The sequence below is a fragment of the Thermodesulfobacteriota bacterium genome, from assembly GCA_036397855.1.
Classification (GTDB): domain Bacteria; phylum Desulfobacterota_D; class UBA1144; order Nemesobacterales; family CSP1-2; genus DASWID01.
On sequence record DASWID010000118.1, the window covers coordinates 1 to 15,902 of the forward strand.

General features: G+C 40.5%; 7 protein-coding genes and 2 pseudogenes. All 9 read left to right on the top strand.

The window, feature by feature from the left end:
• Window positions 1-2,067 (top strand): hypothetical protein (locus VGA95_09270; GenBank protein HEX9666730.1); only part of this gene is annotated, 2,067 nt, incomplete at its 5' end.
• Between the two features lie 189 nt (window positions 2,068-2,256).
• Window positions 2,257-3,679 (top strand): annotated as a pseudogene (locus tag VGA95_09275) (FAD-binding oxidoreductase).
• Window positions 3,680-4,111: 432 nt separating this feature from the next.
• Window positions 4,112-4,419, top strand: a pseudogene (locus VGA95_09280) (BrnT family toxin).
• Window positions 4,403-4,618, top strand: coding sequence for a CopG family antitoxin (locus tag VGA95_09285; GenBank protein ID HEX9666731.1), 216 nt, complete (start codon window positions 4,403-4,405; stop codon window positions 4,616-4,618). Before VGA95_09280 ends, VGA95_09285 begins: the two are co-directional and overlap by 17 nt.
• Window positions 4,619-4,786: 168 nt before the next feature.
• Window positions 4,787-9,631, top strand: a complete 4,845-nt coding sequence (locus VGA95_09290) for a DUF3320 domain-containing protein (protein HEX9666732.1) — start codon at window positions 4,787-4,789, stop codon at window positions 9,629-9,631.
• A gap of 224 nt (window positions 9,632-9,855) precedes the next feature.
• On the top strand, window positions 9,856-10,284 hold the full coding sequence (locus VGA95_09295) for a carboxypeptidase-like regulatory domain-containing protein (protein HEX9666733.1): 429 nt from the start codon (window positions 9,856-9,858) through the stop codon (window positions 10,282-10,284).
• Between the two features lie 301 nt (window positions 10,285-10,585).
• Window positions 10,586-13,978 carry an adenylate/guanylate cyclase domain-containing protein gene (locus VGA95_09300; GenBank protein ID HEX9666734.1) on the top strand — a complete coding sequence of 1,131 codons (3,393 nt, stop codon included), beginning with the start codon at window positions 10,586-10,588 and terminating at the stop codon, window positions 13,976-13,978.
• Between the two features lie 578 nt (window positions 13,979-14,556).
• A complete protein-coding gene (locus VGA95_09305) occupies window positions 14,557-14,937 on the top strand; it encodes a hypothetical protein (GenBank protein HEX9666735.1) in 381 nt (126 codons plus the stop codon).
• A 59-nt stretch (window positions 14,938-14,996) separates the two neighbouring features.
• A complete protein-coding gene (locus tag VGA95_09310) occupies window positions 14,997-15,812 on the top strand; it encodes a nitroreductase family protein (protein ID HEX9666736.1) in 816 nt (271 codons plus the stop codon).
• Window positions 15,813-15,902: the final 90 nt, after the last annotated feature.

Below are 15,902 nucleotides of genomic sequence, written 5' to 3' on the forward strand. Positions count from 1 at the left end.
CAACCGGTTATTCGTATCATCGAGGACTTGCATTGGGTAGACCCATCGACTTTGGAATTTCTTAGTCTCCTTGTGGAACGCGTACCTACTGCTCCCATTTATACTCTTCTCACTTTTCGCCCGGATTTCTTCCCCCCATGGACATTTCGTTCACACATCACCCAGATAACGCTAAACCGTTTATCACAAAAACAGGTGATGGTTATGGCTGAGAGGGTGGCAGGAGGCAAGACTCTGCCGTTAACTGTGATTAAGCAATTGGTGACGAAAACCGATGGAGTTCCGCTCTTTGTAGAAGAGTTAACCAAAATGATTTTGGAGTCAGGATTACTTAGAGAGCAGGATGGATCCTATGAACTAACAGGTCCCCTCCCGCCGCTGGCAATTCCCACAACGCTGCATGATTCACTCATAGCCCGACTCGACAGGTTAGTCACTGCAAAAGAGGTGGCACAATTGGCAGCCACACTTGGAAGGGAGTTTAGCTATGAATTGCTCCAGGCGGTCTCGCCCTTTGATGAGGCGACTCTGGAGAGAGAATTAGCAAAGCTAGTGGATGCAGAACTTCTCTATCAGAGAGGTATACCGCCCCAAGCCAGATACATCTTCAAACACGCACTAATTCAGGATACGGCATATCAATCTCTGCTAAAGAGTAAAAGGCAGCTTTACCATCAGAAAATTACGCAAATTTTAGAGGAGAAATTCCCCGATACCATCGAGACCCAGCCTGAACTTTTAGCCCATCACTTTACTGAGGCAGGCCTATTTGAGCAAGCGATTCCCTATTTGAAGGATGCAGGACAGAGAGCCAGGGAAAGATCGGCCAATTTGGAGGCCATCAGTCATCTCACTAAGGGTCTGGAGTTGCTCAAGGCAATGCCAGACACAACTGAGCGTACACAGCAAGAGTTGGACCTGTTGATCACACTTGGGCCAGCTTTAATAGCAACTAAAGGCTGGGCTGCCCCAGAAGTCGAGCAAGCCTATGCACGCGCTCGAGAGCTCTGCCAACAATTGGGTGAAACCCTCAAGCTTTATCCAGTTCTATGGGTCCTTTGCTCATTCTATCTTGTGCGAGCGGAGCACAATTCAACGCATGATCTTGGGAAAATACTCTTCAATATGGCTCAACGTAATGACGATGCGGAAATCTTCTTAGCCGCCCATCATGCATTAGGTATGGCCCTATACTGTCTTGGAGATTTTACCCCTGCCAGAAAACATTTAGAACAAGGCATTGCCCTCTATGATCCTCAGAAGCACCGCGCTCATACCTTGTTTTTCGGCCCGGACCTTGGAGTATTTTGCCTATCATGGGAAGCTCATGTTCTATGGCAATTAGGCTATCCCGAGCAGGCCCTAAAGAAGTGCCGCGGTGCTCTGACACTGGCTAATGATCTATCTCACCCCTTAAGCCTTGCTTTGGCCCTTGACTATGCTTCAATGTTTCATCAATTTTGCAGGGATAGAAATTCTGCTCGAGAAAAAGCAGAGGAAGCAATCGCTTTATGTACTGAGCATGGCTTTGTGTATTACTTGGCATGGGGAAATATTATTCAGGGCTGGACACAGGCTGTACAGGGGGAGGCTAAGAAAAGTATTGAAATAATGCATCAAGGGCTAGCTGACTTGCGTTCCACTGGGGCAGAGAGATCCCTTCCCTATTATCTTGCCTTGTTGGCTGAGGCATATGGTGAAGCTGAAAGGGCCGAAGAAGGCTTGAACGTGCTAAGAGAGGCCTTTTCTTTTGTTGATAAAAAGTCGGAACGATGGTGGGAGGCGGAGCTTTATAGGTTAAGGGGGGAGTTGCTGTTAAAGCTGAACGCTGCCGAGGCCGAAGTTGAGGATTGCTATCGGAAGGCCATGGAAATTGCCCGCCGCCAGAGTGCAAGGTCCTTAGAGCTGCGAGCAGTGACTAGTTTTAGTCGTCTTTTGCAGAAACAGGACAAGAAAGAAGAAGCACTGCAGATGCTGGCCGAGATATATAGCTGGTTCACAGAGGGATTTGATACCCCGGACTTGAAGGAAGCACAGGCGTTGCTTGGAGAGCTCTCGCGAAAATAATACAACCACTCAAAAATGTGTAACATGCCGTACTATCATAAAGTGCTCATAATCATTAATTTAGTTTACTCCTTCGTAAATTGGGTTTTCAAACTCATATTGCGTTTGGTGTTTAAACATTCTAATTTAAAATCTCATAAAGCCTTTTTTAACAAGGCTTGACAGACTTTTATTAAAGGGAGGTAAATTATGGTAAACAACAAAATTAGAAGTATTACAGGTGCTGAAATCGTGCTAAAGGAAAAAGCGGTGGAAGAATTAAAGGCAAGTTTGCGGGGCGAATTAATCCTTCCCGAAGATGAAGGATATGATGATGCACGCAAGGTTCATAACGGAATGATAGACCGGCATCCATGCCTGATTTTGCGCTGTGCCGGGGTTTCGGACGTTATATCTGCTGTCAATTTTGCTCGTGAGAACAAGCTTATTCTCGCGATAAGAGGAGGCGGCCACAATGTTGCCGGATTTGCCGTGTGGGATGATGCTGTTGTAATCGACCTATCATCCATGAAGAGCATTCGAGTTGATCCCACGAAGCGGACTGCCCGCGCTGCAGGTGGATGCACATGGGGCGATCTTGACCACGAAACCCATGCTTTTGGGTTAGCAACTACTGGCGGGATCATCTCTACCACAGGAATCGCCGGTGTCACTCTTGGGGGTGGTATCGGTTACCTTACGCGAAAGTGCGGCCCGTCGTGCGACAAACCTAATTTCGGTTGATGTGGTGACTGCAGACGGTCGTTTCATCACTGCAAGCAATAAAGAGAACAATGATCTATTCTGGGGCTTGCGTGGTGGTGGTGGCAACTTTGTGATTGTTACATCCTTCGAGTTCAAGTTGCATCCCGTTAGCACGGTATTCGCTGGCCCAATACTCTATTCACTCCAAGAGGCCAGAGGTGCTATGCGTTTATACAGGGAATACATGGCAAAGGCACCCGAAGATATGAGCGGTCTCTTTTCTTTCCTGGTAGTACCGCCGGGGCCGCCTTTCCCTGATCATTTACACAATAAAACTGTCTGTGGGGTCGTGCGTTGCTATGCTGGACCAACGGAAAAGGCGGAGGAGGTTATCCGACCACTCCGTAAATTTGGTCCTCCTATATTTGAGTACCTCGGCCACATACCCTATCCCGCTCTTCAAAGCGCACTCGACGCCCTTGTACCCTTTGGGCTACAGTACTATTGGAAGGCCGATTTCGTTAAGGAGCTGATTGACGATGCTATTGAGGTGCACCTTAAGTATGGGCCTGATATTGCCAAGTATAATTCAGCACTTTACATCTATCCCACTAGTGGGGCAGCTCATCGTGTTAAAAAGGACGAGACTGCTTTCAATCACCGAGATGCAGACTTCGTACATGTAATTGCCTCGGCGAATTCTGACCCGGCTGATACACCCAAGAACAGTGAGTGGGTCCGGGAGTACTGGTCTGCGCTCCATCCCTACTCCGCCGGTGGGGCGTACCTGAATTTCATGATGGAAGAGGGAGAAAATAGGATAAAAGCTACTTACGGTGATAACTATGAGCGTCTGGTCCAGATCAAAAACAAGTACGATCCAACAAACCTTTTCAGAGTTAACCAGAACATTAAGCCAACAGTCTGATAACATTATACCCCTTAAGATAAAGCATAGATAGGCACAAGCGATAGGCGAGGTTTTCCAACCTCGCCTTCCAAAAAACCTCCTTTACCATTCATGGGGACCAACCATGATGGGAGTGATTCTTCAATGTAGAGGAAACCTTCAGGTTTCCACATCCAACGGTCATTCCCGAAGAATGTAATCGGGGATCCATCAAATAGTCATGCTGAATGAATATGAGAAATCTTTCTTTGTAAAACCAATCCTAAAATAGGGTTTAATTAAACTACAAATATCAACGACACTCCTATGATCCATGACTTCTTGAGATAAAACAATTGGCAATTGCAGGCCCCGTTCGTTTTTTTATTCATCAAACGAAGTTACATATTATCATTAAAACGTATAATATTTTACAACTAAGTTATATTGCTAAAATAATTATTTTAAATCATGAATAATTTCAATTTTGAATGGGATGAGAATAAGAATCGCGAAAATCAGAAAAGGCATAAAGTTCTTTTGAGGAAGCGAAAAGTTTCTTTTACGATGTCAATGCCAGACTAATTTGGGACCCAGACCATTCTGAGGAAGAAGATCGTTTTATTTTGTTAGGTTTGAGTGACAAACTTCGAATGTTGGTAGTTGGTCACAGCTATCGGGAAGAAGATGAGGTGGTAAGAATTATATCCGCAAGGAACGCAACGAGGAATCAAACAAAATTTCATGAAAGGAGAAAACGAAATGAGAAGAGAATATGATTTCTCTAAATCTGTAAGAAATCCTTATATAAAAAAACTTAAAAAACAGATTACGATACGTCTTGAAACCGAGACAATTGATTATTTTAAAAAGATTGCGGCAGCGCCAGACATCCCATATCAGAAGTTGATGAATCTTTTCCTAAAGAACTGTGCTCAGAATAAAATCAAGCCTTCAATAAATTGGAAAAGCTCATGAATTGCCCATAGTCCAGATGTGTCACTAATATTCTCCAGTAAATTTGTATAAGAATAAATCGTATTAATATTCTCAATTTGATTTTCTAATATGTTTTGATTTACAATAAATCGAATATTAGGTTGCATCATTTAATCCAAAATTTGAATTCAATCATTTAAAACTGAGATGGATCAGATTAATAATCAAATAGAACAAGCTCGAAAAAATTTATTAGATCTAACTATGTTTAATCGGCTTCTAAATCATAAGCCGACTAAAAGAAGGACTCTCAAAATAGTGGATGAAATTCCTAGAGAAATTTATGAAATTTTGGTTATTAAAGAAAAGGCTATGGAATTTTCACCAAAAATTACTAATAACTCTGTAAATATTCAGCAGGAAAAACCCTCATTTGAAGCACAGAAGGAAATTCAAATTTACTCAGAAAAAGATGATGAATCGATACTTTGGGAGTTGCCACCACCCGATTCAGAATTAGCCAATAAGTATAGTGACCGGTTCCTACAAACAAATTTGGAAGCTGAATCACTTCAGAAACATTTATTCTATGTTTTTCAAGAATCTAATTCAGTTCTTGAGGAACAGGGTTATACAATTCTTTTTCTAGCTCTGGGTATTTTAGAATGGACAGAAAGTCCTAATTCATCGGAATCAAGACGAGCACCTCTAATATTAATCCCTACAGAACTAGAACGCTTAAATGTTCGTTCGAGATTCAAGCTCAAGTGGACAGGTGAAGACATCATTACAAATATTTCACTTAAGGAAAAACTCAAACAGCAATTTATCTCATTACCTGATTTTGAAATGCCCGACACTAAAGAAGGAATCGTTTCTTACTTTGACTCCGTTAAGAAATCAATATCTTCAATGTCAAGTTGGAAAATTTATAGTGATATATATTTGGATTTCTTCAGTTTTACCAAATTTGTAATGTGGAAAGACCTTGATTTGAAGAATTGGCCAGACGATATGTCTCTAGAGAGCTTTCCATTAATTAGATCTATATTTGACCCCTCCTATGAGTATGAGAGTTGTTATAATGGATTTTCTGAAAGAGAAATCGATGAGAAACTCAGTAGCCGAGACGTTTATCATATCATGGATGCTGACCCTTCACAAATAGCAGTTATAGAAAATATCAAAGCAGGTCAAAATCTAGTAGTTGAAGGACCTCCTGGAACAGGAAAATCTCAAACTATTACAAACTTAATCGCAGAACTTCTAATTAAGCAAAAAAGCGTTCTCTTCATTAGTCAGAAGATGGCGGCACTTGAGGTTGTGAAAAGCCGTCTTGATTCTTTAGGTCTTGGAGATTTTTGTCTTGAGTTACATAGTCGAAAAACTAAGAAGAAAGATATGCTCAAAGAACTTGAACGCACTATCAATATTACTCCTCCAAATGCGCATGTACCCGAAAATGATTTTGAACATTTAGAAAACCTTAAATCCGAACTTAATAATTATGCTAAAGCATTAAGAGAAGGAGTTGGGGATTCTGGAATAAATGTATATGAACTATATCAAATAAAGGAAAGGGTCTATCGCCACTACAAAAATGTCAATCGCGAGATGCCAACTGTCTTATTTCAGTCCCCAGAAAAGGTAAACCAAAATCAATTGAGTTTGGCAAAATCAAAAATTAAGGAATTAGAGGAAATATTACCTTTAGTAAGACTTATTAGCAGTAATGCCTGGAGGGGTTGCGAACCTGAAAACGTGTTGCAATCCGATGAAATAATAATTAAAGGCTTGATCGATGAATGTTTAGAAAGTTTAAAAATTCTTAACGATTCGAACAAAAGTCTGTCCGAGGCGTGTGCCATAAATACTTCTCTATGTTTGAATGACATAACTAAATCTTTAGAAGCAGCTATGGTGATGGCAGATTCCGAACCAATTGATCGTAATGTTTTGCTAAATTCAGAGTGGAATGAACCTAGTGAAAAAGCTTCAAATATTATTGAGATGATAGAATCATTTCATAATGAACTTGAAAAAATACTTAAAAAATTTAAAACTGAGTCACTTGACCAAGATATTTCTAAAGTACTTGACCAATTCAATACGGAGTCTGGAAAATTTCTAAGGTTTCTACCTTTTACAAAATATCGTTCACTTAAGCGTGAAATCAACTCTTTTTACAAGGAGAAATCAACTCCGAAAAACAATCGAGAGATAATCTCAGATCTCCAAAGTTTAGTCGATCTCCTAAATCAACGTGAACAGATTAGGGAATTTAATAATCCAGGAAAATCATTATTTGGTTCTCTGTGGAAAAGTGAAAATAGCCATTCAAATGCTCTACGAAATTTCTCGAAATGGATTACCACTTACCGCAAACAAATACTAAGCAAAGTGCTTTCTGAACGTTCGGCAGACCTTATTAATTCTGGAATATCAAGACAAGAAATCGAAAAACAAATTAATGAAGTAGAAGAAAATGCAAAAAGATTTCATGATAAAATCAATGTTTTAAAAATGAAAATTAATTCAGAGTATGAATTTATTTTCGGTACTGATATAAACAATGTTTCTTTCTCTCATATAACTGCTCAATTACAACTTTGGAGAGCAGAGCTAGGGAAACTACATCTGTGGTCACAATATGTTACACGCAAAAACAACTTAAAGCAGACCATAGCTGAGCCAATACTCCAATTTGTTGAAAATGATAGCGTAGTACCCGAGGATCTAGAATGTTGCTTCCAGGGGAATTTTACAAACTATCTTTTAAATTTTGCTTTTAAAGAACGGCCAGCTTTATTAACTTTCATAGGGGAATTACATGAAAAAAAAATTAGAAGTTTCAGAGATCTAGATCTCGAGATAATTCGTAGGAACCGGGTCAGGCTAAAGAACGAACTGTACCGAATGCGTCCACCAATATCAGGTGGGTCATCTAAAGGATCCGAAGCTGGGATTCTTATGGGAGAAATGAATAGAAAAAGGGGACATATGCCTATACGGAAACTCCTTATCAGTTGCGGTAATCTAATACAGAAAATCAAACAATGCTTTATGATGAGTCCACTCTCTATTGCACAGTTTCTTGATCCCACCACCATTAGATTCGATGTAATTATTTATGACGAAGCAAGCCAGGTAAAGCCAGAGGATGCAATTGGATCTCTATTACGAGGTAACCAACTTGTAGTTATGGGAGATACAAAACAGCTTCCTCCTACCACTTTCTTTGATGTTATGATTGAAAGGGATGAAGAAGATCATGAAATTTCCGTTCAGGTAACTGACATGGAAAGTATTTTACACCTTTGTAAGACAAGTTTCCCTACCAATATATTGAAATGGCACTACCGTAGCAAACATGAATCATTAATAGCCGTTTCTAATCAAGTGTTTTATGATAACAAACTTCTCATATACCCCTCTCCTGTTAATGATCCTGATCAGTTGGGACTTAAACTTGAATACCTTCCACATTCGATCTATGATCCTGGTCGTAGCTCTGTAAATCGTATTGAAGCTAAAGAAGTAGCTAAGGCCTGCATAGAGCATTATAAAAGGTATCCTAAGAAGAGCCTTGGAGTAGGGACTTTCAATATAAAACAGCAAGAAGCGATTCTCGAGGAAATTGAATTGCAACTTCGGCAAAATCCAGAGATGGAAGAATTTTTTAGAAGTGACAGAGAGGAACATTTTTTCGTCAAAAACTTAGAAACTATACAAGGCGACGAAAGAGATGTCATTTTTTTAAGTATAGGTTTTGGCAAGGACGTCGACGGAAAACTTAGTCATAACTTTGGGCCTCTTAACAAAGATGGCGGTTACAGACGGCTAAATGTTCTTATAACACGTGCCAGAGAGAGGTGTGTTGTTTTCTCAAACTTCAAATCAGCCGATCTTAGTGTCGACGAAAACTCTGTTTTTGGATTACGAGCCTTAAAAACCTTTTTAGAATTTGCAGAGCATAGAAAGCTTACCAATATAGGGACGTTTGAAGAAGATACGGAGTCTCCCTTTGAGGAATCAGTCTATACGTTTCTAAAAGATCATGGTTATACAGCAAATAAACAAATCGGTTGTGCCGGATTTCGAGTGGACATTGGAATTATTGATTCAGATCAGCCAGGTAAGTATCTAATGGGTATTGAATGTGATGGAGCAAAGTATCATTCCTCACCCGTTGCCAGAGACAGAGATAGGTTGCGGCAACAAATCCTTGAGGATAAAGGTTGGTACGTCCATCGAATATGGTCAACAGATTGGTATAGAAATCGTAAAGAAAGTGAGAAAAAACTGCTTGAAGCAGTAACAAAAGCCAGGGAAAAACAATCGCTTGATAATTCTTCTCATCAAGCTCAAAACTCAATAATATTGAAGCACAATAACGATGTAAAAGACCCTGATGGACCAGAATGGTTGAAACTTTACTTCTCCGATCAAACACCTTCAATTTACGAAAAATATGTAAGCCAAAATAATCAATCTCTTAAAGATGAAATTTTGGACTATAATGTCTGCACTTACTTAGGTATTTCCACTGACGGAGAATTACACGAACAACCTATAGAGAGCCTTAGTCAAGCTGTAGCTCAAGTTGTTAAAATAGAAGGTCCAGTACGTCTTGACGAAGTTGTTCGCCGTATACGTACTCTTTGGGGACTAGGGCGAGCTGGTGACAGAATTTATGAGTCAATTGAAAAAGCAGCAAGACAAGCTGAAAGAGATGGAAAATTGAACATTCATGGTAACTTTCTGTGGCCCGCTGATCTAAAAGAACCGAAAGTGCGAAAACGGATCGCTGATCCACCACCTAAGATTGATTTAATATGTGAAGAAGAAATTGCCGAAGCTTTAAAATTGGTACTTAAACATCAACACGGCACTCTGCAAGATGATTTAGCAATTCAAGCGTCAAGGCTCTTGGGATTTCAGGCCACTCGCAGTGATACCAATAGCAAAATTGACAACGTTATTGAAAAGCTCAAAACAGATGGCATATTGGAGTTGAAAGTTAACGGAATGTTAGATTTAAAACACCGATAGTCCATAACTATCAAAATTGCGAAAGATAAAAGGCTTCAGTCCTTGAAATTTGACATAACTGATTTTAAGTAAAATTCATTTATGGGGACAGACACTTCCAGCAATACTGATGCCCTAACCATTGCTTTTTATTGTCCCTATTTTTTGAAAAAGGGCGTCCCCTATTTCAATTGTTGTTCTTTTATTTATGGGAATGTATCTTTATAGGCGGAGGAGCCAATCCAATGGGAATCATTAAATATAATCTGGGTTTTCTACTTTTGGCTTTCGTCATAGGCGTAACTGTCGTTGGGTGTGGTACTGATTCCGGTAACTTTAATCCTAACGACGAAACGGAAGAGGTAGTGACAGGAACCCTTGACGGCGAGGTAACGAGGGGGCCCCTATCGCCAGTAGAGGGCGATGATACACCCTCTTCAGAGGTTGCCCCCGGTGAAGAACTTCTGATCATGACTCCAACGGGAGAGGAAGTCAGCTCAGTAATAACCGATGATCAAGGTCTGTACAGCATCAACCTAGCTCCTGGCACCTATGTTGTCGATATCACCTCTCTTGATGGTATCGAGTTTACTAAGGACTTACCAGCTACGGTAACCATAACTGAAGGACAGGAAACGCGCGTAGACATACACATAGACACTGGAATCCGTTAGGGTCAGTACGGCGGGCCTAAAAATATGATTTATACCATTTTAAGAAAATAATCAAATTCGAGAAATCGGGTCTCGTCTCAAAGGGCTGTGGCCCAAATCCTCTTAAAAAAGTCTTAAGAGTAAAAATGAAGTCTGTCACATTTTTGGCTATTATCCGAAAAGCGAGTATTTGCTCGTCATCCACTTAGTATTCATCGAGAGTGTGAAATCGCCCATCAACAGCAAAATAAAATAACAAAACTCTGCCCCCGGTTTATATATTTCAAACCTGTGATATAGTACCTTTTATAGTTGAGAATATTTGAAGTACAGAAAACACAATGGAATCGGTGGGCGGATGATTTGCCCTTCATGTAACTATCTAAACCGTGAGAAAGCAAAATACTGCAAGGAATGCGGTGCCAAATTAGAATTAGTATGTCCTGAATGTGGTGGCAAACTGGATTCAGATGCCAAATTCTGTGATGAGTGTGGTTATAAGTTAGACCGGATTGTAAAAGATAATGAACCTCTCCAATTACAATTAGACAAACCCCAAAGCTATATACCTCAAAATCTTGCTGAGAAAATTTTGGCTACAAGAAGCAGTATCGAAGGGGAAAGGAAGCGAGTTTCTGTCCTTTTTGCCGATGTATCCGGATTTACTGCTCTATCCGAGAGGATGGATCCTGAGGAAGTACGCGCCCTAATGAATAGATGCTTTGAGATTATTATAGTAGAAGTACACCGTTTTGAGGGAATCATAAACCAGTTTACAGGAGACGGGGCAATGGCTCTTTTTGGAGCCCCTCTGGCTTTAGAGGACCATCCTTACAGGGCTGTGAACGCAGCTTTAGCAATTCAGAGATCACTTAATAAGTACGGGAATGAACTTAAAAAAGAAAAAGGAATAGATCTTAAGATGAGAATAGGCATTAATACAGGATTGGTAGTAGTGGGTAGCATTGGTAGTGATCTTAGGATGGATTACACAGCAATGGGAGACACTACCAATCTAGCCTCGCGGTTGGAGACTTTAGCGGAGCCAGGAACAGTCCTTGTAAGCGAGAGCACCTATAAGCTCGTCCAAGACTACTTCGATATTAAGTCCCTGGGTCATCTAGAAGTCAAAGGTAAATCACTACCTGTAAGAGCCTACAGGGTCCGAAGGCTAAAGAGGTCTAGAGCCCCGGTTGATATTGCAAAGGGGAAGGGACTAACTAAATTTGTAGGAAGAGAGAAGGAATTAGAGATACTCATTTACCACCTTGGTAAGATTAGTGAAGCGTTAGGACAGGTAATAGGCATTGTTGGAGAAGCAGGAATTGGCAAATCCCGTCTCATATATGAGTTCCGCAAGTCTGTAGAGATGGACAAAATAACCTATCTAGAATCCAGATGCCTCTCATACGGTCTGCCAACCCCTTATCTTCCTATAATTGACCAAATAAAGAGCAATTTCGGGATAGAATCTATCGATGATGAATCAACTATAAGGAAAAAACTTGAATCAGAGATAGATAGGATGGCTGTAGGGTTAGAATGGATCCTTCCTTACCTCTATTATCTACTGTCACTAAAAGGAAGTGATGATTTCCTTAAGGACTTAGACGATAGCGAAAAAAAGAGAAGAACTTATGATGCAGTAAGGTCTTTATACTTAATAGGCTCCCAGATAAGACCGCTTGTTGTAACTATTGAAAATGTCCACTGGATAGATAGTGCTTCGGCAGAGTATTTGAGCTATTTAGGCGAAGGTCTCCAAAGGTATCCTTTTCTGTTGCTTCTAACTTACAGACCGGGTTATACTCATCCTTTTATCGGCAAATCCTATTATACGCAAATTCCCCTCAACCAGCTTACCAAAGCAGATAGCATACAGATAATAGAAGCAATGCTAGATGGGAAAGAAGCCCCTGGGAATATAAAGAAGCTTATTACAGAACAGGCCGAGGGAAACCCATTTTTCATAGAGGAGGTTGTCACCTCCTTCAAGGAAGGTGGAGTTCTTAAACCTGAAAATGGACGATACATTCTTACTAAGGATATATCGAAATTGGATATTCCAGATAGAGTGCAAAACGTTATAATGGCTAGAGTTGACAGGCTGGATGAAAATCTCAAAAAGACCCTTCAAATTGCCTCTGTTATAGGCAGAGAGTTTGCACTTAATCTGTTACGGAAAATACCGGATGTAGCGGATAATCTTGAGGGTAATTTAAGGGAACTTATAAGGTTAGAATTCATATACGAAAAAAGCATTTTCCCTGAGAGGGAATACCTATTCAAACACGCCTTAACGCAGGATGTAGCCTACCAAAGCATGCTTATTAAAAAGCGAAGAGAGCTTCATGAAGTTATAGGAGATGCTATTAAGGAACTTTACGTAGACAGACTGGAGGAATATTACAACACACTCGCACATCATTATAAAAATAGTGATAACAAGGAAAAATCACTTCATTATCTTATCCTGGCTGGGGACAAAGCAGTGGGGCTCTACTCCCATATCGATGCAAGGTCTTACTACGAAGAAGCCCTTGAACTTCTCCGAAAGCTCCCTAAAAGTAGGGAGAATCAAATTCGAACCACCGATGTGATACTCAAGCTAGTAGGTGAATTAATATTCTATGAAACCGCAAAAACGTGTCTAAAGCTCCTTGGGGAAGCAGAGAATTTAGCAGAGGAACTTGAGGATGACACTAGATTAGCAAAGATCTATTATCAAATGAGTATATCTATATATTATTTTGAGCATCCCGATATTGGGGTTAAATTCGCTAACAGGTGCTTAGAGATAGCAAAGGATATAGGAGATGAGAAGCTCATAGCCAGTGCGTATTATGTGCTTGCATCTCTTTACTTTAAAAAGGGAGACCTTCCCCGTGCGATAGAACTTTTCCTGGAAAGCATCACGCTAAATGAAAGGGTCGGAAATGTTCAAGCGGTCATCCACTCCTTGGGACTTATGGGCACTGCGTATTCTTGGATGGGGGATTTAGATAAAGGGGGAAAATATATATGGAAGAGCATTAAGATGGCAGAGGATATAGGAGAGGTGAGGAGGGTTGCCTCTGGATACTATTACCTTGGGCATAACTATGTACTACATGGTCACCTGAAGGAGGGAATAGAAACTCTTCAAAAAAGTATAAGCCTCTTTAAGGATAGCGGCGATATTTATTATCTGCTTCTTCCGAGCTGTTTCCTTGGTTACGGCTTTGTCAGATTGGGGGATACAAAAAAGGGTATAGAACTTCTTGAGAAAAGTCTGCTGATGCTTGAAGAAAAGAAAGGTCCTTATTGGTGGGGAGTCCTTTTTGATGCGCTTTTAGGGGAGTCATATCTTAGAGCGGGGGATATATCTAAAGCATTCGCCTATGCCACTAAAGCTATAAAACTTGCCAGGAAACATGGAAATAGAATTGAAGAAGCCCATGCCTACCGGACTCTCGGCGTGGTTTATACTCAACGGGGGTCTACTTATTGGAGAAAAGGAGAAATGTGCCTGACTAAAAGTATTGAAATCATAAAAGAAACAGGAGCGGAAGGAAGTCTCCCCTACAGCTTTTTAGCACTGGGGCTTCTAAATAAAAGTCAAGTACAAATAGAGAAGGCTAAGGAGTATTTAGAACAAGCCCTCCCAATGTTTGAGAAGCTAGGAGATGAAGAAAGCATAACCAGAGTCCGTAAGGAATTAAACGAATTGAAATAATTTATGCATAAAATCGCTTTATGCGGAAAATGAGATTAATAATCGACTATAAATAACAATGAAAGGAGGAATAGAAAAAATGACTAAGTTTTCTGGATCATTCACTGGAAAAGTAAATTGGCAAACTGCTGTATCTTTGCCTCATTTAGCTAAACATGAGCTAAATCTAGCGCAGGTGGCAGGCTTACAGAAATGTTCAGACGCCAGATGGAACGGTGCAATTATTACTTAACTGGTCATGTCTGATCTTGTTAAAAGTACGGGTTCTCATCGAGCTTACTACACTAACTTGCTTCCAGATGGAGATCGGGACTGGGGTACCCTCGAGGGTGAGACAACCGTTTCAGGTGACCAAATAACTCTAGAAGGGACATGAAAGTTAGTTGGAGGAACAGGCAAGTTCAAGGGAATAAAGGGCAGCGTTAATTATAAAGGCCGCTCGGTTTCTCCTACCGAAGTTAGGATAAAATGGTACGGAGAATATGAAATTTAAACATATATAAGCCTGATATCTGAAAACGTAGGCACTTTATTAGCCTTCACTAAGGAGAGATATTGTTTAATGAACGGAGATGGTTATGATGGAGAAGCAGGATCGTGCGCAACTTGAGACTTATAAAAGTGTTCAGATATGGCTTAAAGAGCTTCGTGGGCGATACAAAGATCCAAATGAAATAAATCTGCGCCTGGAATTACTTGAGAAATTCTGTGAATTTGTGACAAAAAACCCCGACGAATTGGTAAATGAGGTTTATAATTTTAATACCCATAAACCGAAACTCAAAAAAAGGGATTTTTACAACGAGAGAATAAACAAATTTATTGAGGGACTAGAAGGCATTTCTTCAATTAGAGACACCTATGGGAATATGCTGGAGGGGTTTTTTATCTTTAACGGTATAAAAATGTTCAGGAATCGCAAGGTCTGGTCTCATCCTGGTGGGGTTACTTTAAAATAGGGGAAGCAGATTGCAAAATAAAACATTAGCCACAGATAGAAGAAAGGAGGAAACAACAGGTGGAAACCTTAGAAGCCATTGGAACTAGAAGGTCTATAAGATATTTCCAACCATGGAAGTATGTTGAGGACTGGAAGATTCAGACCATTTTGGAGGCGGCGAGACAGGCTTCCCATTGGGGTAATACCTGGGTTTGGCGCTGTATTGTCATCAACAAGAAAAAAGCTTCACCAGAGATAATAAAAGCTGCTGAGGAAGGTGGATACAATCAGGTTCATGTACAACAGGCTCCTCTAATTCTATATTTTGTTGTTGACCGTGCCAAATGGAGTGGGTGGATAGATGCTCTTAAAGAGCTCTATGACGTCAAGGCTTTAAATCCAAGTCACGGCCTAAGCCATCAGGTTATTGAGGAATTCGTTGAAAAGGAAAGCGACTTCAATCCCAGTATTCGGGGACCGATAAATGAATTTCTCATAGGAACCCAAGAAGCCTCATTAGGTGTTCAGAATGCGGTCTTAGCAGCGGTTGATATGGGATTAGGAGTTTGTCTATTTACTAGTTTACATGAGGATATTGGAAGAACCGACGCTAGGTTAAAGAAGGCGTTAAGTCTTCCCGACACTGCAGATGTAAGTCTTGGGATGGCAATTGGATACCCTGCGGAAGGGAGGGAAGGAGGTGGGCAAAGACCTCATCGTCCCTTCGAGGAGATGTTTTATGAAGAGAAATGGGGAAATCCTATGAAAATGGACCCACAGGTGGAAAAAGATCTCAAGGATAAGAAGCTCATACAGATGCATATTAGGGATAACCAGGAACAGAGAGCGGAAGAGGTTAAATACCTTTCACGGATGTTTGGTCTTCCTGAGTAACAGATGCAAATACCATTTTCAATATAAATGCTGTGCTTGTTTTGTTTACTTGGAATATAGTACATTAATAGAGCATCGATAGGATAAAAA

Bases quoted from the DNA above. Each gene is read 5' to 3' on its own strand.
- VGA95_09305 (HEX9666735.1), top strand. From the start codon at position 14,557: ATGATGGAGAAGCAGGATCGTGCGCAACTTGAGACTTATAAAAGTGTT.
- VGA95_09285 (HEX9666731.1), top strand. From the start codon at position 4,403: ATGAGAAGAGAATATGATTTCTCTAAATCTGTAAGAAATCCTTATATA.
- VGA95_09290 (HEX9666732.1), top strand. From the start codon at position 4,787: ATGGATCAGATTAATAATCAAATAGAACAAGCTCGAAAAAATTTATTA.
- VGA95_09295 (HEX9666733.1), top strand. From the start codon at position 9,856: ATGGGAATCATTAAATATAATCTGGGTTTTCTACTTTTGGCTTTCGTC.